This is a genomic window from Shewanella sp. Scap07 (assembly GCF_013394145.1).
Lineage (GTDB): Bacteria > Pseudomonadota > Gammaproteobacteria > Enterobacterales > Shewanellaceae > Shewanella > Shewanella waksmanii.
In genome coordinates, this window is record NZ_CP041329.1 from 346,449 (window position 1) to 366,349 (window position 19,901).

The 19,901-nt window shown below is 46.2% G+C and carries 17 protein-coding genes; 15 read left to right on the top strand and 2 right to left on the bottom strand.

Features of this window, described 5'->3' with window-relative positions:
• Positions 1-5: 5 nt before the first annotated feature.
• From FLM48_RS01785 to FLM48_RS01825, 9 genes are all read left to right on the top strand, one after another.
• Positions 6-3,104: an efflux RND transporter permease subunit gene (locus tag FLM48_RS01785; RefSeq protein ID WP_179023058.1), complete on the top strand. Its 3,099-nt coding sequence runs from the start codon at positions 6-8 to the stop codon at positions 3,102-3,104.
• 64 nt (positions 3,105-3,168) lie between these two features.
• Complete coding sequence (locus FLM48_RS01790) at positions 3,169-5,175, top strand: protein-disulfide reductase DsbD (RefSeq protein WP_179023060.1); 2,007 nt, start codon at positions 3,169-3,171, stop codon at positions 5,173-5,175.
• Positions 5,168-5,779 carry a redoxin domain-containing protein gene (locus FLM48_RS01795; RefSeq protein WP_179023062.1) on the top strand — a complete coding sequence of 204 codons (612 nt, stop codon included), beginning with the start codon at positions 5,168-5,170 and terminating at the stop codon, positions 5,777-5,779. Before FLM48_RS01790 ends, FLM48_RS01795 begins: the two co-directional genes overlap by 8 nt.
• A 35-nt stretch (positions 5,780-5,814) precedes the next feature.
• Positions 5,815-6,477 (top strand): response regulator transcription factor, encoded by a 663-nt coding sequence (locus tag FLM48_RS01800; protein ID WP_028775284.1) that lies wholly within the window; start codon positions 5,815-5,817, stop codon positions 6,475-6,477.
• Positions 6,474-7,844: a HAMP domain-containing sensor histidine kinase gene (locus FLM48_RS01805; protein WP_179023064.1), complete on the top strand. Its 1,371-nt coding sequence runs from the start codon at positions 6,474-6,476 to the stop codon at positions 7,842-7,844. The genes FLM48_RS01800 and FLM48_RS01805 overlap by 4 nt, the downstream gene beginning before the upstream one ends.
• Positions 7,845-8,119: 275 nt before the next feature.
• The gene (locus tag FLM48_RS01810) at positions 8,120-9,151 is read left to right on the top strand and encodes a DUF2157 domain-containing protein (protein ID WP_179023066.1); all 1,032 of its coding nucleotides are present in this window, start codon (positions 8,120-8,122) and stop codon (positions 9,149-9,151) included.
• Positions 9,148-10,278 (top strand): DUF4401 domain-containing protein, encoded by a 1,131-nt coding sequence (locus FLM48_RS01815; RefSeq protein ID WP_179023068.1) that lies wholly within the window; start codon positions 9,148-9,150, stop codon positions 10,276-10,278. Before FLM48_RS01810 ends, FLM48_RS01815 begins: the two co-directional genes overlap by 4 nt.
• Positions 10,271-10,900 carry a GDYXXLXY domain-containing protein gene (locus FLM48_RS01820; protein ID WP_179023070.1) on the top strand — a complete coding sequence of 210 codons (630 nt, stop codon included), beginning with the start codon at positions 10,271-10,273 and terminating at the stop codon, positions 10,898-10,900. The genes FLM48_RS01815 and FLM48_RS01820 overlap by 8 nt, the downstream gene beginning before the upstream one ends.
• 110 nt (positions 10,901-11,010) lie before the next feature.
• Positions 11,011-11,205 carry a hypothetical protein gene (locus FLM48_RS01825; RefSeq protein ID WP_179022696.1) on the top strand — a complete coding sequence of 65 codons (195 nt, stop codon included), beginning with the start codon at positions 11,011-11,013 and terminating at the stop codon, positions 11,203-11,205.
• A 12-nt stretch (positions 11,206-11,217) separates the two neighbouring features.
• Here the strand turns inward: FLM48_RS01825 and FLM48_RS01830 are convergent, their stop codons facing one another.
• Positions 11,218-11,862, bottom strand: coding sequence for a DsbA family oxidoreductase (locus tag FLM48_RS01830; RefSeq protein WP_179023072.1), 645 nt, complete (start codon positions 11,860-11,862; stop codon positions 11,218-11,220).
• Positions 11,863-11,938: 76 nt separating this feature from the next.
• Positions 11,939-12,487, bottom strand: a complete 549-nt coding sequence (locus tag FLM48_RS01835; protein WP_028775300.1) for a carboxymuconolactone decarboxylase family protein — start codon at positions 12,485-12,487, stop codon at positions 11,939-11,941.
• Between the two features lie 305 nt (positions 12,488-12,792).
• Between FLM48_RS01835 and FLM48_RS01840 the strand changes: the two genes are divergently transcribed.
• From FLM48_RS01840 to FLM48_RS01865, 6 genes are all read left to right on the top strand, one after another.
• A complete protein-coding gene (locus FLM48_RS01840) occupies positions 12,793-13,377 on the top strand; it encodes a TetR/AcrR family transcriptional regulator (RefSeq protein ID WP_028775301.1) in 585 nt (194 codons plus the stop codon).
• Between the two features lie 21 nt (positions 13,378-13,398).
• Positions 13,399-14,067, top strand: coding sequence for a haloacid dehalogenase type II (locus FLM48_RS01845; RefSeq protein ID WP_179023074.1), 669 nt, complete (start codon positions 13,399-13,401; stop codon positions 14,065-14,067).
• Positions 14,068-14,249: 182 nt separating this feature from the next.
• A complete protein-coding gene (locus FLM48_RS01850; RefSeq protein WP_179023076.1) occupies positions 14,250-15,743 on the top strand; it encodes a cytochrome-c peroxidase in 1,494 nt (497 codons plus the stop codon).
• Between the two features lie 141 nt (positions 15,744-15,884).
• A complete protein-coding gene (locus tag FLM48_RS01855; RefSeq protein ID WP_179023077.1) occupies positions 15,885-16,793 on the top strand; it encodes a helix-turn-helix domain-containing protein in 909 nt (302 codons plus the stop codon).
• Between the two features lie 165 nt (positions 16,794-16,958).
• A complete protein-coding gene (locus tag FLM48_RS01860; RefSeq protein WP_179023079.1) occupies positions 16,959-19,133 on the top strand; it encodes a TonB-dependent siderophore receptor in 2,175 nt (724 codons plus the stop codon).
• Between the two features lie 51 nt (positions 19,134-19,184).
• A complete protein-coding gene (locus tag FLM48_RS01865) occupies positions 19,185-19,892 on the top strand; it encodes a siderophore ferric iron reductase (protein ID WP_028775304.1) in 708 nt (235 codons plus the stop codon).
• Positions 19,893-19,901 lie beyond the last annotated feature (9 nt).

Genomic DNA, 19,901 nt, shown 5'->3' on the forward strand with positions numbered 1-19,901 from the left:
AAATCATGCTTAATCTATTTCAAAATAAAGACGATCTGCCATCACTTTCTGTTCGCCGTCCGGTCACGATTGTTGTCCTCAATATTCTTATTATTATTGCCGGCTTGTCGGCGATTCTTGGTCTTGAAGTGCGAGAATTACCTGACGTAGATCGTCCCATAGTCAGTGTGGTTGCTAATTTTCCTGGTGGTGCGCCTGAAACTGTCGACAATGAAATTACGCGCAGAATTGAGGGAGCGGCGGCGAGAGTTAGCGGAGTTAAGTCAATTCGAGCACAAAGCGAAGAAGGTTCATCTCGTGTTCGCGTCGAATTTCGCCCAGGCATTAACATTGATGATGCGGCTAATGAACTGCGCGAATCAGTCAGTCGAGTGCAGCGCCAGCTTCCAGAGGAAGTAGAGCAACTGTCGATAGTTAAAGCAGACAATGACGCTCAATCGGTACTTAATATCGCCATAGGCAGTCAAAGTATCGATACCGAAACCATTGCGGATATCGTTGAACGTGATATTTCGCCGATGTTTCTCTCAATACCGGGCGTTGCCGATGTCAGGCTTAACGGCGAAAGACAGCGAGTATTAAGGGTGGTTGTCGACCCCGTGCGCTTGGCAAGCTATAGCTTGTCTTTCACCCATATCGCGACAGCGTTAAGGTCGGCGCCGTTTGATGTTGCCGCCGGCAGTTTACGCTCTACCGATCACCAAGTGATTGTTCGTGCTGATGCTACTTCCGTGACGGCCGCCGAAGTGGAAAATATCATGGTGAATGGCACCACGCGGGTTGGAGATGTCGCTAGCGTGTATTTTGGTCCTGCTGATGCCCACAGTTTTGTGCGCTTAAACGGTGAACCCGTTATTGGTTTGGGGGTCATCCGGCAAGCCAGCGCTAATACTATTGAGATATCAGACCAAGCTCTGGCAATGGTCGAGGAGGTCAAACAGCGCTATCCCGACCTGGATATCTATGTCACTTCCGATGACGCCCAGTTTATACGTAGCTCGGTTGAAGAGGTGATTAAGTCGCTGGGCTATACCATTTTGTTAGTGGTGTTCACGCTATGGCTATTTTTAGGCAGTTGGAAAGCCACGTTAGTGCCGGCGCTGTCTATTCCGGTGTCGTTAATTGGCGTACTGGTGATTATTTGGGCCTTTGGCTTTTCAATTAACATCTTAACTTTGCTGGCTCTGGTACTGGCAACCGGACTAATTGTTGATGATGCTATTGTTGTCTCCGAAAATATTCAAAGACATAAATCCCTTGGGGTAAAATCTAGAGCCGCGGCGGTAGTGGGAACCCGAGAAGTGTTTTTTGCCGTTGTGGCGACAACTGCGGTGCTGGTGGCGGTTTTCTTACCCATTGCATTTTTACCATCAACTGCCGGTAAACTCTTTAGGGAGTTTGGCGGTGTGTTAGCCGGTGCAATGATCATCTCGTCGCTGGTGGCATTAACTTTAGTGCCCGCGCTAAAAGCTCGAATCAATAGCCACAATCAAACTGAACAAAAACCTAAGTTGCAAAAGGTGGGTAGCGCTATTGTGACCGCCTATGAGAAATCCCTGCAAGTTTGCATTAAACTTCCATGGCTGATTCTCATGCTCAGTGTTACCGCAGCGGGTAGTGCAACATTGTTATATAGCAAAGTTGATAAAGAGCTACTGCCATCAGAAGATAGAGGAACCATCCGTGTTCGTGCCAAGGGGCCAGATGGAGTGGGTATCTCCTTCATGGACCGCCAAGCCGAAGTCATGGAAGATATTTTGTTGCCTTATGCCGAACTGGGAGACATTCAGTCCATCAGAACGGTCGTGGGTCAGTGGGACCCCAATATTGTGTTTATGACCGTCAATCTTAAAGATTGGGATCAACGCGATAATAGTCAGCAACAGATCATTAGTGAAATTCGGCCTAAATTAGCGGCAATTCCTGGCGCGCCAGCACGGGCGTTCGGTGCCAACAGTTTAAACTTGAGAGGCCAAGGTGGTGGATTGGATTTTGCCATCTCCGGTAATGATTATGATGACATCTTTCGCGTCGCGCAGTCGTTTTCCGCACTAGTTGAGAGCCGTTCCCCTGAATTTGGTCAATTAGAGATCTCTTATCAGCCGACGCAACCACAGATGCGTGTTCACATTGACCGCAATCGTGCCGAAGAATTAGGGGTGCCATTCAGTGACATCAATCAAACCTTACGAGCAGCCATTGGTGGCGACGATCTGACAGATTTAAATGTCGGTGATAAAGCGGTGCCGATTATTTTGCAATCTTCCTACAAAGACTCTGCAGATCCCTCTGATCTTACTAATTTGTATGTTGCCGCGCAAAATGGTGAGCTGGTCTCGCTATCATCAATCGCTTACATTTCCGAAGAAGGGGTTGCTGCAGAGCTTGAGCGCCACGCGCAGCGCAGAGCTATCGAAGTCAGTGCTGATCTGCCAGAAGATATGACAATGGCAGATGCGGTGCAGATCATCCGTCAACTTGCCAGAGAGCATCTGCCCAATGGCTACGATCTTATTTTATTGGGTGAAGCAAAAACTTACCAAGAAACAGAGCGACAAGTTACCATGACTTATGTGGTGGCATTCTTAATCGTACTCTTGGTGTTAGCGGCACAATTTGAAAGTGTTTATAGTGCTTTAGTGGTCATGCTAACCGTGCCCTTTGGTATTGCTGCCGCCATATTTGCTGTGTGGCTAACTGGAACCACCATCAATATTTACTCTCAAATTGGCTTAGTTATGCTGATAGGTTTGTTGGCGAAGAACTCCATTTTATTGGTGGAGTTCGCCGACCAACTAAGAGACAGAGGCGCGAGTATCAACGAGGCGATTGTTGAAGCAGGTAAAGTGCGTTTAAGACCAATTATGATGACTTTGCTGTCAACAGTTTTTGGCGGTTTACCGTTAATTCTCTCTACAGGGGCTGGTGCCGAAGCGCGTAATGCCATAGGTTGGGTTGTATTCGGCGGATTGGGCATTGCCGTGGTATTTACCTTGTTCTTAACACCGGTGTTATATGTGTGGTTAGCAAGGTTTGCCAAACCTAGAGCGGATCAAGAGAAGATTTTAGTGGGCGAATTGCAACATGCAAAAAATGCGCGCTAATAAGCCTAGTACTTAAATGGGGTCAAGTTGCTTAGCAGCAGCCTATAAGCAGATGATAGTGTTTATGAATAGACTGAATATTGTGTTGTTTCTTTGCGCGCTGTGGCTGCCGAGTAGCTTTGTTTATGGACAGAGCACGGCCAAAGGTGAGCATATTGAAGTTGCCCTGGTGGCAGAATATCAGCAACTTACACCCGGCCAGACAAACTGGCTAGGGGTGTTGCTCACCCCGGAGACGCACTGGCATACCTATTGGCAAAACCCTGGCGATTCCGGTGAAGCGCCAAGTGTAACCTGGCTGGCGTCTACCGAGCTTGAGTTTGGTGATATTCAGTGGCCCATTCCACAACAAATTCCTGTGGCCCATCTGGTAAATTATGGCTATGAAGGGCAAGTGTTGTTGATGGTGCCTGTGGACCTCGCCAAAGGAGCAGAGCTTGCACAGCAGGTCGATATTCAGGTGGCGCTATCTTGGTTGGTGTGTAAAGAAGACTGTATTCCCGGCTGGGCGGATTTAAGCATTACGCTACCCGTGGCAAATGAGCGACAAAAATCGGCGACTGCCAGTCTTTTTACTCAAACTCGCGAGCAGCTGCCTAATAAAGACAGTATCAGCGCCAAGTTTGAAGTCACTGACAACTACTTAACAGTGGCCTATCAACCCCCTTTTCAGGCTCAGTGGTCACTATTACCTTTACGATCAGATGTTGCACAACACAATCAAAAGCAGCAATTTGTCAGCGAAGGCGGGGTAAATAATCAAGTTATTGCCCTATCTGATTACTTCATTGCTGGGGCGCAGCAGTTAGACTTTTTATTGACCGATGGCACAGTAGGTTACTATTTGTCTGCGAGCCTAAACGATGGCCAAGTGGCCGCTAGCCACTCAGTTATTATATTGATGTTAATGGCATTTATTGGAGGGTTGATACTAAATATCATGCCCTGTGTATTGCCGGTATTGTCGTTTAAAGCGTTAGCCATTGGTCACAATGAAATGACCATCAGTCAAAAGCTGGGTTATGGTTTAGGCGTGTTAGTCTGCTTTAACCTTTTTGCTAGTGTCATTATTGTCTTAAAAAGCAGTGGTGAAGCGATAGGCTGGGGCTTTCATATGCAAGAACCTGCCGTTATCGCCTTTTTAGCTTTTCTGTTTGTGTTTATCGCACTGATATTAATGGATATTGCGCCTGCGGGTGCGAGATTAGCCGGCTTTGGTCAAGCACTGGTGTCGGGTAATAGTTTTTCAAGCCAATTTTTCACTGGCGTGTTAGCGGTGGTGGTTGCATCCCCTTGTACCGCACCATTTATGGCCGCTGCGCTTGGGGTAGCATTAGTCAGCCCAGCCGCCACGACCTATTTGATATTTACTGCGCTAGCTTTAGGGTTTGCCTTACCGCTGTCATTATTATTTATCTCTTCGCGTTTTGCTAAATGGTTGCCGAAACCTGGTCCATGGATGAACACCTTTAAGCAGCTGCTAGTGTTCCCTATGTTAGCTACCGTGGCTTGGTTAGTTTGGGTTTATTTAGGCCAAACTAGCGCTATGGCACAATTAGGGCTATTGATGTCGTTGGTTGGTTTTGCCCTCGCTATTTGGTTAAGCCGCCAGTTTAGTGGCATCTATGTGTATCTGGCGTTGTGCTTGGCTATCGTGCTAATGGCGTGGTCGTTATTGAGCAGTGGTACAGCGACATCGCCGATGGCTGATAAGTCAGATTTGGCGTTTTCACCACAAAAACTGGCGCAACTTAGGGACAGTGAACAAGTGGTCTTAGTCAATATGACCGCTGATTGGTGCATCACCTGTAAAGTGAATGAGCATGTCGCGTTTAACACTCAATTGGTGCAGGCTGCTTTTGAGCAAGAGCAAGTGCACTATTTGGTGGGAGATTGGACCAACAAGAATGACACAATTTTAAGTTATTTAACGCAATATCAGCGCTCTGGTGTGCCGTTATATGTTGTATACGCTGGTAACCACTATGAGCAAGTGTTACCCCAAATACTCACGCCTGAAACTGTTGTAGAGGCAATCAATCTAGCTAAAAAGGAGCTACACAATGATTAAGACAAAAATCATCGCAATCGCAGTTTTACTCATGACGCTAATGGGAAGTGCATTTGCTGCGGTAAAAGTAGATCAAGCGGCGCCGAATTTTAGTTTGGCCAACACCAAAGGTGAGCAAATTAACTTGGCTGACTACCAAGGCAAGTATGTGATTTTAGAGTGGACGAATCACCTGTGTCCTTATGTGCAAAAACATTATGACAGCGACAATATTCCTAGTATGCAACGTAAATATACCGCTGACAATATTGTGTGGTTATCAATCATTTCATCGGCACCCGGTAAGCAAGGCCACATTGATAGCGTTACATCTGATGAACTCACCGCTAGCCGCAACGCCGCGCCAACCCAAGTTTTATTTGATCCGGAAGGTGAGGTAGGTAAGTTGTACGGTGCCAAAACAACTCCCCATATGTACATTATCGATCCACAGGGTACGTTGAGATATGCTGGTGGCATCGACAGCATCAAATCGGCCAAAATTGCTGATATTGAAAAAGCTGACAATTATGTCGAGCAAGCGATGGCGGCATTGTTATCGGGTAAAGCAGTTAAAAATAAGCTGACTCCACCTTATGGTTGTTCAGTAAAATACAAGAGCTAACGTGCAAGTTGTGGGAGTCAATGTGAGGGGCTGCTGTGCGTATATTATTGGTTGAAGACAATACCGACCTAGCTGCAAGCATTGTTGATTACTTGGAGATGCAAGGTCACAGCTGCGACCTTGCCTTTAATGGTGAAGCAGGCCTCAATGCGGCGCTTAACAGTGACTACGATATGCACATTTTTGATGTTGCGATGCCGAAAATGGATGGGCTAGAACTGTGCGACCAGTTAAGAAAACAGCATAATAATCATGTGCCCGTGCTGTTTTTAACGGCCCGCGATACCTTAGGAGATAAGCAAGCCGGATTTGCCGTTGGCGCCGATGATTACTTGATAAAGCCATTTGATTTGAGTGAATTACAAATGCGCATTCAAGCTATATATAAACGCTATGTTGGCATTAAATCGCAATTGACCTTGGCTGACTTAACCGTTGATCTAAAAACCGAATTAGTGGTCCGAGCCGGGCAGACCATCACCTTGTCACCCTACACCTATAAGTTGTTGGTCATATTACTGCAGCGATCCCCAGAAGTGGTGCTCAGGCAAGAATTAGAACATCTTGTTTGGCAAGATAGCCTACCTGATAGTGATTCACTGCGTAGTCATATCTATAAGCTGCGCAATAAAATAGATAAACCCTTTGAACGCGCACTAATTAAAACCGTTAAGGGGCGAGGCTTTAGTATTTCATGAACTTTATTCAGAGTATCCGTTTCAGAATTATCGTCGCCTGCGTATTTTTCTCTATTGTGGTTAGTGTTTGCTATACCTGGGTGACTTTCTTTGGGCTTAAATATAACTCTGATGAATTGTTCAATTGGTATTTAACCCAAGAGGCGCAAGTCTTGTTGGCTCAGTATCAACGCGCGCCACAGCAAGATTTATCTAGCATGACCTCAGCACAAGTGCGGGTGACTAGTGAAGATAAAGCGCTGGCTACTCTCGCGGAGTATTTTCCAGACCCCAGCGTTAAAGCAAGGATATTGCGTCACCAGTCGTTGCAAGATTTAGATATTCTTGGCCCCGTATTTACCACAGCACAAGGCTTTACGATATATGAGTTTTCGGCCAGAAAGAAAAATATCCATGTGTTAAAAGCCGCCATTGAAGGCGGGGATTTAGCGACACATTTTTACTATTTTGCCGATGTAAGTGGTTTTGTTAATTACGATAATAACTCTGAAAAGCGCATCCTGAATAAGTTCATCAATGTATTGGTGGTGATTTTTCTGCTGAGTTTAATCATTGGGTTTTGGCTGGCAAAGCAGGTTGTGTCGCCGCTGACACGTTTAGCAAGCTCAGTTGATGCAGATAATTATCAGCAATATCAACAAAATCGCGGTAAGTACTATAACGATGAAATTGGTTTTCTTGCCAAGCAAATTGACCGGTTTGTGGCAAAGTCACACCAAATGATTGAGCGTGAAAAAGCCTTTTCTCGCGATGTCAGTCATGAGTTAAGAACGCCGTTGGCGACAAGTCGTGCAGCCATTGAGTTAGCACTGGCGGCGCCTGAAGGTCAGCAGCAACATATGGCAAAGTTCTTAAACCGTGCCGTGCGTGCCAATGCTGATATGAGCCACTTAATCGAGACCTTTTTGCTACTTGGTAAGCAAGAGCAAGATGGCGAACAGCACAGCCAATTTGATTTACATGAGTTGGTGCAGTGCTCCATGAATAAACATGATTATTTAAAGCGCTCGCCCGACATCGAGAGTGTCAATTTGATCGCGCCGTCGCTGATGCTGGTGGCATCGAAAAGATACCTCGCCATTGTATTAGACAACTTAATCCGCAATGCCTACCAGCATACGTACCAAGGGCAAATAGTGGTATCGATGAAGGGCAGTTGTATTGTTGTTGAAGATAGCGGTGAGGGCATGGTGTGTTCGCAAGCGGCTGCAGAGCGACATGACAATGTCTTAGAAAAGTCTGGATTGGGACTATCAATAGTGAGCCGGCTGTGTGAAAAACTAGGCTGGCAGATCACCATAGATAGCGAACGCGAACAAGGAACGGCAATCATTATTGACGTTACCGCAGCGGCATTGCCGCAGTGATAAACATGACGCTGTGACAGAGAATCTGCGGCGGCAATATTTGTTTGCTGTGGGCTGGTAGTTACGTCTTAATAACAGCACTTCAATGTAACTCATCACAGCAAGTAGAGCGAATGACTTTACTTGCATCAAAGCCAATACGTAGTGTATTTATAACGCTCACTTGCAATCGTTTAACCGCAAATGCCTCGCTGTCGTGTTGTTTTGCTTGGCGTCATGTTTTGCGCGGCAAACCATAGTAAAGTAATCATGGAACCTTTGAGAATGGACTCATTATGATCTCAAATCGCAATCAGCTGCTTGAGTTGCTTGAACAACAGGCCATCGAAGAGCAGCATATCGACCAAGCTTTGTTGGTGAGTGGCGTACGACCTCGGCCCCACAATTGGTTGAGTTTTATCAGTCAATTACTTGCTTGGTGCGGCGGCTTAGCGCTTTTGTTTGCTGTGGTGTTTTTTATTGCTTACAACTGGCAGCAAATGGGCAAGTTTGCCAAATTTGCGCTGGTTGAGGTTATCATCATCGTATCGATTTTGGCTTATTATCGACTTGCTAAGCGCGGGAAAAATGCAGCCAATCATGATGAGGTTCAGTCATCGCTGAGTAAAATTTCTTTATTGATTGCAGCGGTTTGCTTTGGGGTGTTATTGGCTTTGTTTGGTCAAACCTATCAAACCGGTGCCGACCCATGGCAACTGTTTTTCAACTGGGCACTGTTGATTACACTTTGGGTGATGCTCGCTCGGCTAAATGCACTTTGGATGATATGGATTGGCCTACTTAATATTGCCATGATTTTGTATTACATCAACTTTTCTGCTGTTGGCTTATTTTTCTCTGCCGAACTTAATGCCCTGTGGAGCTTATTTGCGTTCAATTCATTGATGCTTATTGTTTGGGAGAGAGCAAGCCAGCATTACGTGTGGTTAGCCGCTCGCTGGGCGCCCAGAATATTGGCAGTGGTTTGCGGCGTGTGCATCACTTGGTTAATGGTGTGGCTGATTGTGGACTCAAGTTATTTCTATCGTCGTAATACTCCCCTGAGCTATCAAGACTGGTTACCTATTGTGGTGTGGCCTGTGTGGTGTGCACTAATGTATGCAACTTATCGTCGTGTAAAAGCGGATTTATTCATGCTAGCAGGCACATTGCTGTCAGTTAATGTCATTGTTATCAGCTTTTTAACCACTCATCTATTAGATAATCTCCATGAGCTCGGGTTCTTGTTGTTATCAATGACCACCATCGGCATGGCGACGGGCTCAGCAGTTTGGCTGCGCCGTGTTAACAAGGAATGGCAACCATGAAGCAGGTAGACGTTACGACAAAGCAGCCCAGTCTGCCTCTGTGGCAAGCGCTATCACAGCAGCAACTTGTCAGTGGTGAGGCGCCTGAGGGCGCGGAAGTGAACTCGCCGTGGTTTGTGAAACTGTTATTGGCTGTTGCAGGCTGGTTGGCAGCCTCATTCTTTTTGGGCTTTATGGCGTTAGGGTTCGAATTCATTATCGAAAGCGATGCAGGACCCTATGTCGTGGGCATCATTCTAATGCTGCTGGCGTGGCTGTTATTGGTCAAAAGCCACAATGAATTTGCTGAACATTTGGCGCTCGCATTGAGCTTTAGTGGCCAAGTATTGTGGATTTTTGGCGTGGCCCAGCATTTTGACACCAATCTGACTTGGTTGTTGGCGGCCATATTGCAGTTGGTGCTGGTTGGCATTATGCCCAATGACATTCACCGCTTTTGCAGTGCCTGGTTATTTGCCGGTTGTTTGATGGCGGCATTAGCATTATTTCAGCTGCCCTTCATTGCGGGCGGTTTGCTATTTGGACTGGCCTGTTGGCTGCTACTAAATGAATTTAAGCCGCTTAAATCAGCAGGTGTAGCCAGTGTGTTTTATCGTCATCAGGCAATTGCTTATGGCTTGTTGATATCGCAGCTGATGCAGTCATGTTTTATGGCTTATCAGTATTCTTGGTACCAACTCATGAGTGATACCGCCGACAAAGATTTCTATACCGCTCCGTGGATGGGCAACATCTTATTGGCACTAGTATCGGTCTATGTGGCCAACAAAATACTCAGCTTTTACCTCGAGTTATCGCAAAAGTTGCGCTATGGGGTATGGCTAGCAATGGTGATTATTTCTGTATTGTCGTTTGAAGCGCCCGGTATCAATGTGGCGTTAATTGTTGTCCTACTTGGCTTTGCAGCGAGTAACTATTTGCTGATGGGCTTGGGCATTGCTGCGCTATTGAGTTTTGTTTCTGCTTACTACTATTTTTTACATTACACCTTACTAGAAAAATCGTTGACCCTTGTGGTACTGGGATTGGCGCTGTTAGCTATGCGTTGGCTGCTTCTTAAATACAGTACACCGAAATCCGTTACAGCGACTATCGGTACGTTAGCTAAGGAGAGTGAGAATGAATAAGCTCACACAGCGATTGGCCCAAAAACGGGCAGGACTAGAGAAACTGCTGCTATTTGGCACCTTAGTTATCTTACTTGGCTTGGTGAATTGGCAAATTTATCAAAAGGAGCAACACCTAGCGCATGGTGTCAAAGTCTACCTTGAGTTAGCACCTGTTGATCCTCGCTCCCTGATGCAGGGAGACTATATGGCGTTGCGATTTAAAATTGCCAACGACATTCGCACAGCGTTAATGCCAGCAACCAATACAGAGAGCATTGATGGGGTGGCGACAGAGCAACAACCAAGTCAGCTGAACAACCACGACGGTTTTGTCATTGTGACCTTGGATGCACAACACTTAGCCCATTTTAACGGGATTGTATCTGATGCTAGCGCTTATCAAACGTTAGCGCCCAATCAGCAAAAGTTACAATACCGAGTAAGAGACGGACAGATAAAGTTTGCCACTAACGCCTTCTTCTTCCAAGAAGGGCATGCCAAGTTATATGAAGCCGCGCGTTACGGTGAATTTAGTGTCAATGCAGGGGGTGAGCCGCTATTGACCGCCATGTTTGATGTTGATTTGAAGAAGTTGGAGTATCAAAGCGAGGACTATCTTCCGGAAGAAAGCAACAGATAGTAAGTTGAACTTTTTGTGGTTCAACAAAGTGCTGTTCTTGTTTGTTGTGGAAGGTTGTCTTGAAGGTTACGGATGATTTTATAGTTTATGAGCTCTCTTCTTAGATAGCGGTGATTAAGTTATTTGAAGAGCACCCTATTTGTGTGGCACCTCGTAGCTTATCTATTGCAAACCAGCCTTCGCTGGCAGAAGTTGCGCCGCAGCCCTTCGATGTTATTGCCGCATGGCATCCACGCTACAACGACGATGCGTTGCAGAAGTGGATGGTATTAAACCTGCGGGCACTATACGTTAAAGCAGCATAGCCTGATTTAAAATTAAACTTGCTGCAGCTCAAGCAGTATTTGCTTAAAGGTGGCTTGCGGTTGTGCTCCGGTGACAGCACTATTGCGATTGAACACCACGGTGGGGACGCCAGAGATTCCCATTTGTTGCCATTGGCCGATTTTGGCTTTAATTTGCCGGCGTGCCTTCGTATCAGCCAGTAGCTCAGCTGCTTGTTCGCGGTCAATGCCCACCGCTACAGCCTCATTGATTAAGACCTTTCTGTTCGACACATCCTTTTTCTCAGAAAAGTAGGCTGAGAATAAACGTAATTTAAGCTGAGTTTGTAATCCCATTTGTTGTGCCAGCTCAAGTAGCACGTGGGCATCAAGTGTATTGACGATGTGCATATCATCATAAAAATTAAATTCGAAACCGTAGTCAGCCCCCCGTTGAGTGATAGCGGCGCGTGCATTGTCGCTATCTTCGCGGTTAGAACCATATTTTCTGGCTAGGTGAGCGCGTAACTCTTCGCCCTGTGCCGGCATATCTGGATTGAGCTCAAACGGTTGCCACTCAATCTCAACCTGATCTTCTAGGCCAAGTTCTGCAATGGCTGCTTCGAGGTGTTTGTAACCGACAATGCACCACGGGCACACAACATCGGAAATGATGTCTAACTTGATCTTGTTACTCATTATTCTTCCATCAGGCGTAGATGACATGTTGAACAAAACCAGTCTACGGGGTGAGTAGACTGGCTCACAAACAAAGTTATTTGTTCCAAGTAAACTCGGCAAACAAGGGGTCGACAGGGGTTTTGGCAACGTGATTGACATAGTTGCTGATCACTTTTTGTGATAGGCCTAGAATCACTTCAATCACTTGTTGCTGGCCGTAACCTGCTGCGAAAAATGCTGCTAATTGTTCATCGCTCACATTGCCGCGCTCGCGCACCATAGCAAGGGTGAAATCATGCAACGCTTGTAGTTTAGCCGTTGGCATTGATGTTTGATTACGCAGTGCTTCGGTAATTGCTGGATCAACTTTCATTGAATGCGCGATGGCTGTATGGGCTGGAACACAGAAGTGACACTCGTGCTCGACATTGATGGTTTGCCATACCACAGTCAGCTCTTCTGCATCGAATGAGGTTGCGGTAAATAATTGATGCAGTTGCTGGTAGGCTTTTAAGGTTTCAGGTGATTGAGCCATCACCGCGTACAAACCCGGTATGCTGCCCATCTGTTTTATGGCGCCCTCTAACATAGGCTTACTTTCAGCTGGCGCGGTGTCTACAGTGTGAAAGGTAAATTTGCTCATCATATGCTCCAATGGTTTGCTTATCTGCATCTGGTTTGAATGAAGGCAGGTCGACAGCCCTCGTTGATGTAATAGACTATAGATTTATTTGAACGATCGTTCAAGCTTTATTTTGAACAGTCGTTCAATTTGGTGCCATCTTAATATTTAAGATCTTGATCTTCATGCAATAAAGTCACTAATTATTTTTTATATTGTCTTTTTTGGCTGTGATTAAATGGCAGCGCCGTCACTTTAGCCTTTACCTTGAGAAAGCTAAAAACTATAATTGAACGAATGTTCAACGTTGGTGGTAGGCTCGATAAATGGCAAAAGTGGCAAAATATGATCGTCAGCAGGTTGTAGACAAAGCAACCAACCTCTATTGGCAAAAGGGGTTTCATGCGACGTCGATGCGCAATCTTCAAGATGTCATTGATATGCGCCCAGGCAGCATTTATGCCGCATTTGGTAGCAAAGATGGCCTGTTTAAAGCCACCTTACGCAACTATACCGATATGGGGCTCGCTCATATTGAAGCATGTCGTCAGCAACATGATTCGCCAATTATGGCGTTAAAAGCATTTGTTAAAGCACAAGTCATTGATACGCAATCCACGGCCCCCAATGGCATGTGCATGCTATCTAAAACACTGAGTGAGCTGACTGAAGAAAATCAGCCATTGATTGAGACTACCAAAGCGCATTTGGGAGAGATCGCCGCCGAGTTTGCAGCAATCATTGAGCAGGCTCAGGCCAAAGGCGAGATTAGTACTACTAAAACTGCCTCTGACTTGGCAAACCACGTACAGATTCAGATTGCCGGCCTGCGGACTTTTGCCAAAATGAACAGTGACCCGCAGCAACTCAATGGGATGATTGAGGATATGTTTAGCCACTACCCATTCTAAAAATAAACGTGAGGTTCAGTCATGTCTCAGCAGGTCATCTTGTTTGATATCAACGAAACCGTGTTAGATCTGGCCAGTTTGAAACCCAAGTTTCAGCACTATTTTGGCGATGAGTTACATATGAGCACCTGGTTTGCCATGCTGTTACACTCCTCAACAGTATGTGTGACCACATCGGTACGTAGTGACTTTAAGAGCTTAGCCAGAGCAGCTTTACTTAGCCTAGCGGGTCGCGTGCAAGTCTCATTAAGCTCGGAAAGTATTGACGAGATCCTGGCAACTTTTGCTCAGCTTGCAGCTCATGATGACATCGTTCCCGCTATGCAAAAATTGCGACAAGCCGGTTTTAAATTAGTGGCGCTATCGAATTCATCATTGGCGCTACTCAACGCGCAACTCACCAATGCCGGCATCATAACCTTATTCGATGAGGTCATTTCCGTTGAAACCGCTGCGACTTTTAAACCTGCTGCAGCGGCCTATCAATTGGCACTGAATCAGCTTAATGTACCAGCCCATCAGACAAGGCTGGTGGCAGCGCATGACTGGGATACCCATGGTGCGCTGTGTGCGGGGCTGCATGGTGCGTTTGTCGATAGGTTAGCGAGCCCTTATCATCCGCTGTACAAAAAGCCCGATATTATGGCGCGCTCTATGATTGAAGTGGCTGATCAGATCATTAAACTATAGTTATTCTTAGCTAGGCTTTAAACGCTACCATCTTGATTGCTACATCTGGTTAACATTTGCGTATCATTACACCCAGTTGACATTTGCTTACATTCACAACGCTATCATAGACACATTGATTGCAGCCAATTGCGTAATGCCGAGCACATTGGCTCCGTCCAGAACAACAACAGGATGTCACTATGCGAATTCTCCCGTGGATAATATTGTCTTTACTCGTTTTAACTGCATGCGGAGGTTCCGATGATGCCAGTGAACCAGCGCCAAGTCCTATTGTGCTTGATAGCGATGCTGACGGTGTCGCTGATGATCAAGATGCTTTTCCCAATGATGCCAATGAATGGCTAGACTCAGACAATGATGGCTTTGGCGATAATAGTGATGCCTTTGTTGATGATGCCAGTGAGTGGCTAGATAGCGATGGGGATGGTGTGGGTGACAATAGTGATGTTTTTGTCAATGATGCCAGTGAATGGGCGGACTCAGATGGCGATGGGGTGGGTGATAACGCGGATGCGTTTCCTAACGATCCTAATCGCTGGAGTGAAGCAGTAACATTGCAGTTACCACAACAGCTAGATAATTATGCGGCAGTAGCGCTGCCTGCGCATTATCTCAGTAATGATTTCTCAGACAACAACCCCTTTCAGCGTGCGGCGATTGCGCTGGATAATACCCCCGCAGACAATGGGATTACAGACGCTGGGGCCACACTCGGTAGAGTGCTGTTTTACGATAAAAAACTCAGTGCCAATGGCACTGTTGCCTGCGCATCGTGTCATCAGCAAGCGCACGCTTTCTCAGACTCACAAGTACAAAGTACAGGTTTTGAAGGTGGATTGACCCGTCGTCATTCAATGGGATTGGCCAATGTTAGGTTTTATGCTTCTGGGAAATTCTTTTGGGATGAGCGCGCCGCTTCTCTTGAAGAGCAAGTATTGATGCCGTTTCAAGATCCAGTGGAAATGGGGTTAACGTTGACGCAATTGGAGCAAATTGTACAACAGCAAAGCTACTATCCCCCCCTGTTTAATGCCGCATTTGGTGATGATACAGTGAGTCACGAGCGCATTGCTCAAGCGTTAGCGCAGTTCCAGCGTAGTATCGTGAGTACTCAATCAAAGTATGATATTGCCCGCGCCGACGTGATCACCGCTACGCAAGCCTTTCCAGGATTTACCGCGCTTGAGAATCAGGGCAAAGATCTGTTCTTTAGACCAAGAGATCTTGGTAACGGTGAGGTTGCCAATTGCGCCGGCTGCCATATTTCTGAGGCGTTTGTTGGCCTAGAAGTGCCGGGACAATTTGCCACCACTGCAGCAACCAATAATGGTTTAGATGATGAATCAGTGGGTGATCTAGGCGTGTTTGAGACGACCATGAATGTGAATGACATAGGCAAATTCAAAACCCCGTCGTTGGTGAATGTTGGTGCACGTCCACCCTATATGCATGATGGACGTTTTGCGACACTTGAGGAGGTAATAGATCACTATAGTCAAGGCATTCAGCCACATCCCAATCTGGCAAATCAGCTCACTATGGGTAATGGAGAGCCGGTTAAATTTAATTTCAGCGATGAAGAAAAAGCCGCACTGGTGGCCTTCTTGCATACGCTAACAGATCATCACATGCTCAGCGATGAGAAACTGAGTGACCCGTTTGTGGCACCCTAATCGATAGCGGTCAGCTCGTGAATAGTTTATTGAACAAGTGGCGGCTGATACTAAAATGGATAACAGTGAACTGGCTGCGTGACTTGCTATAAATTTTATATCGCGTAGCTTATCAACAATATCACTAGTAAAGAGAGCATCATGTCACGCCAAAGTCCTTTCACTCGAACAGAGCGAGTGTTGGCCTATATCCATGATAATTTGGAGCAAGCATTAGCTTTAGATGATTTAGCTGAGGTTTGTGGCGTGTCTCGTTGGCAGTTGCAGCGTATTTTTCAACAGCAAACAGGCCTTAATGTTGCACAGTATGTTCGTGAGCTGAAATTGAGCCTAGCAGCTGATGCCGTATTGCAAAGTGATGCCCGTATGCTAGATGTTGCGCTGCAGCATGGCTTTGCCTCCGAGGTAAGTTTTAGCCGTGCATTTAAACAGTTTTTCGGCTTAAGCCCCAGCGCTTACCGACGTCGGGGTATTCGAGTCGGGCTGCGCACGCCCATCAAGATTCGCCATGGCGAACCCATCGACAGAGCCTTTTTACATACCCGTATTGAATACCGTTCGCCGTTGCAAATCACCGGATTATTCACCTCGCTGCAAGGGGTATTAGCTGACAACCCTGACTTTTATACTCAAGTACCGCTGACGTGGGAAAAGCTGCTGGCGCGGGTCGCTAAAATTGAACCGCTCAGTGCGCAAATGATAGGCGTGGTAGATACTCGCCACACCAATGATCAGCAGCAAAGTGTCGAATATTGGGCTGGGCTAGATCTGGTGCCCGAACAGTTAGGCTTGTTGCAAGCAGAGCTTGGTGAGTCAGCGTTGGCTTCGTTGTCTATTCCGGCCCAAGAATACGCTGTGGTGTCATATCAAGGCCAGTTAAGTGGCTTTAGCCAGTTGGTTGAATGTCTGATTTGTGAATGGCTGCCAGATTCTGGCTATGACAGCATTAATGGCTTTGAGCTTGAATGCTATGGTGAGTTGGCACTGCTCGGTCAAGAGCCGAATAAAATGGAGTATTGGTTACCCGTTGCCCCCACCACAAAACTGTGATTCCACTCGCGATTTAAGCAGCTATTTGCGACTTTCCTACTTTAATGCACCAAATTGTTAAATGTGAGCAAATGAAACAGTATATCATCCGCACTTGATAATCATTCTCATTAGTGTTCAGGTTAAATTAATAATCGGCACGGTTACAGGGTAGAAGAGGGCGGCATGGTCTCAACAGCATTTAACAAGTCATTTAAGCTAACAGTGGTTGCGACAGCAATTAGCACGTCGTTAGTATGTTCAGCGCAGGTCGTAGCGGCTGAAAGTGATGATCTCGCCATTGAGATCCCAACAATGGAAACCATTACGGTACTGGGTCAAGCTTACCGTAATACCGCAACCAAAACCGCCCTCACACCGCAAGAAACGCCACAAGGCGTTACGGTTATTGATAGTGAGTTACTGCATGAGCGTGGTGTGAAATCTTTAAACCAAGCATTGCGCTACGTACCGGGTGTGACCACTGAGCAAAAAGGTGGCGCGGTCACTATGTATGACACCTTTAACATCCGTGGTTTTGACGTTAATCAGAGCTACTATGATGGTCTAGTACTGCAGTACCTCAATGGTTGGAACTTGCAACCGCAAATTGATCCTATCGCGTTAGAACAGGTCGAAGTTTTTAAAGGCCCAACATCGGTACTTTATGGTTCTATGCCACCAGGTGGCATGGTGAATATGATTGCCAAAACGCCACAAAGCACCAGCAGCACTGAGGTCAATGTGGCCACCGGCTCGCATAACCTAATGGAAGCGTCAATTGATACTACTGGACAAATTGGCGACAGCGATTTTTCTTATCGAGTGATTGCATTAGCGCGCAGTAAAGATGGTCAAGTGGATCATACTGAAGAGGAGCGCTTTGTATTTGCCCCGTCGATTGACTGGAATGTATCTGACAGCACCTATGTGAATTTCAACCTGTACTATCAAAAAGACCCATCAATGGGGATGAACTCGTCGCTACCCGCATCGGGGATGATTTACGATAACCCTAATGGCAGCACCAGTCCATCGACCTTTGCAGGCGATAAAAACTGGTCTGAATTTGAGCGTGAGTTTGTATTAGCGGGTTATAAAATTAATCATGAATTCAATGATAACTGGTCATTTTTGCAGAACTTCCGCTATATGGATGCGTCACTGACCCAAAAGAATACCTATCATATTGGTGATAACTTTAATCCAGAGACTGGTGATTTAGACCGTAATATTTACAGCACTGAAGAAAGCTCAACGGGTTACACCATAGATAACCAATTGTCCGGCTTAGTGATGACCGGCAGCGTTGAACATAATCTATTGTTTGGTTTGGATTACCAGAAACTTGATGGTGTGTCTGCATATTCAGAGTACGGCACAACTAGCCAATTCGGGACCTTTAATATCTTTAACCCGAATAACGATATGATTGACCCATCTCAGCTGTCATCCACCTATGACGCGACTGATGACGTGCAAGTTGAGCAGTTGGGCGTATATTTCCAAAACCAAATGCGTTTTGACCAATTAATCATGATTGTTGGCGGCCGCTGGGACGACTATAGCTCATCGAGCGACTACTCTGACGATTATGGTGCCAGTAAAACCCAGGCCGATCAGCAAGAGTTCTCTTACCGTGTGGGAGCCATGTATGAGTTTGAAAATGGTATTTCCCCCTTCATTAGCTATGCCACTAGCTTTGAACCTGTTGCAGGCACTAAAACCGACGGAACAACCTACAAGCCTGAAATGGGTGAGCAGTTTGAGTTCGGTTTAAAATATAGCTCTGATGATGCCAGTAAAACGGCAGCGATTTCATTTTTCAACATTGTTAAAAGTGACGCGCTCATGGCCAACCCTGATGATCCTTGGGGTGACAAGCTACAAATTGGTGAAATCGAATCCCGTGGCGCTGAGTTTGAAGGCCATTGGTTTGTGACCGATAACTTTGATGTCGCACTGAACTATACCTACATCGATATGGAAATTACTAAAGATGCCGGCAATGGTTTACAAGGTACACAACCTATTTATGTGCCTAAACATGCCGCGTCACTATGGACTAACTATCACATCGATGACGGTGCACTAGCCGGTATGCGCATTGGTGGCGGCGTTCGCTATGTGGGTGAAATGCAGATGGATGCAATGAACACCGATACTGTTGAGTCGTACACTTTAGTTGACCTCTCTGTAGGATATGATCTGAGTGAACTCAGTGCCAGCTTGCTTGGTGCCAGCGTAAACCTTGTGGCCAACAACCTGTTCAATGAAGAGTACTATACCTGTTATGACTCCGTGAACTGCTGGTATGGCGCAGAGCGCAATATCGAACTGAACTTTAAGTATAATTTCTAAAGTGTTGTTAAGTGGTGAGTCAGGCTCACCGCTTAACCCGTTTGGTGAACTATGACACAACAGGTTATTCAGCAGATTTATCAGCACTGTGAACAACTGTCGCCCTACCTTAAGGCGATGGCAACGGCAGAACTGCAAGCGAATGACAGTCACATCAGTGTTAATGGCAGCAACGTCACGACCATTAAGTCACTGCATCATCATCTACAGCAACAAGCGCCAGAAGCGGGTCGCAGTTACTGGCTTACCAGAAGCTGGGATTTGCTGACTTGGCAACCTTTGTATCTTGCGGTTACCGCCATCTATCAATGTCAGGCTTTACCTAATTTGCAGCATATGCAGCAGCGCCATTGTGATGGTGTGGTGGCAGGTTTCAGTTTTAGCTGTACTGCCTGTGCAAGTGGCTCAGTCAAGCAACTCATTCAGCAAGCCGGGCAACAGTTGCGTGCCATGTTTGACCATTATCGAGTTGAGCTCGACCAGTCTGTGCGATGCCGACCTAAGTTTACCGATACGCTATTAGCTGATACGTTAATCAGTCGCTTATTATTGTTACAGCAAACGCATCCAGAGATGCCCACTGCCAGCTTACGTCAGCATATTGGTTGGTGGCTTGAGGCAATGTCGTTACCCCTTCGTGCGCTTGATACGGTTCATAGCAATTGTGAAGGTAAGTTAGTATTGCAACGCAGCAGCTGTTGCGCGGTCTATAAAACCCAAACTGGAAGTAAATGTGCCAATTGCCCTCGGCTCAAGTAAAGAGTAATA

What these genes read in the sequence shown, in the direction of transcription:
- FLM48_RS01805 (WP_179023064.1), top strand. Translation starts at nt 6,474, where the DNA reads ATGAACTTTATTCAGAGTATCCGTTTCAGAATTATCGTCGCCTGCGTA.
- FLM48_RS01820 (WP_179023070.1), top strand. Translation starts at nt 10,271, where the DNA reads ATGAATAAGCTCACACAGCGATTGGCCCAAAAACGGGCAGGACTAGAG.
- FLM48_RS01835 (WP_028775300.1), bottom strand. Translation starts at nt 12,487, where the DNA reads ATGAGCAAATTTACCTTTCACACTGTAGACACCGCGCCAGCTGAAAGT.
- FLM48_RS01865 (WP_028775304.1), top strand. Translation starts at nt 19,185, where the DNA reads ATGACACAACAGGTTATTCAGCAGATTTATCAGCACTGTGAACAACTG.
- FLM48_RS01840 (WP_028775301.1), top strand. Translation starts at nt 12,793, where the DNA reads ATGGCAAAAGTGGCAAAATATGATCGTCAGCAGGTTGTAGACAAAGCA.
- FLM48_RS01860 (WP_179023079.1), top strand. Translation starts at nt 16,959, where the DNA reads ATGGTCTCAACAGCATTTAACAAGTCATTTAAGCTAACAGTGGTTGCG.
- FLM48_RS01790 (WP_179023060.1), top strand. Translation starts at nt 3,169, where the DNA reads ATGAATAGACTGAATATTGTGTTGTTTCTTTGCGCGCTGTGGCTGCCG.
- FLM48_RS01810 (WP_179023066.1), top strand. Translation starts at nt 8,120, where the DNA reads ATGATCTCAAATCGCAATCAGCTGCTTGAGTTGCTTGAACAACAGGCC.
- FLM48_RS01815 (WP_179023068.1), top strand. Translation starts at nt 9,148, where the DNA reads ATGAAGCAGGTAGACGTTACGACAAAGCAGCCCAGTCTGCCTCTGTGG.
- FLM48_RS01795 (WP_179023062.1), top strand. Translation starts at nt 5,168, where the DNA reads ATGATTAAGACAAAAATCATCGCAATCGCAGTTTTACTCATGACGCTA.
- FLM48_RS01845 (WP_179023074.1), top strand. Translation starts at nt 13,399, where the DNA reads ATGTCTCAGCAGGTCATCTTGTTTGATATCAACGAAACCGTGTTAGAT.
- FLM48_RS01830 (WP_179023072.1), bottom strand. Translation starts at nt 11,862, where the DNA reads ATGAGTAACAAGATCAAGTTAGACATCATTTCCGATGTTGTGTGCCCG.
- FLM48_RS01850 (WP_179023076.1), top strand. Translation starts at nt 14,250, where the DNA reads ATGCGAATTCTCCCGTGGATAATATTGTCTTTACTCGTTTTAACTGCA.
- FLM48_RS01855 (WP_179023077.1), top strand. Translation starts at nt 15,885, where the DNA reads ATGTCACGCCAAAGTCCTTTCACTCGAACAGAGCGAGTGTTGGCCTAT.
- FLM48_RS01785 (WP_179023058.1), top strand. Translation starts at nt 6, where the DNA reads ATGCTTAATCTATTTCAAAATAAAGACGATCTGCCATCACTTTCTGTT.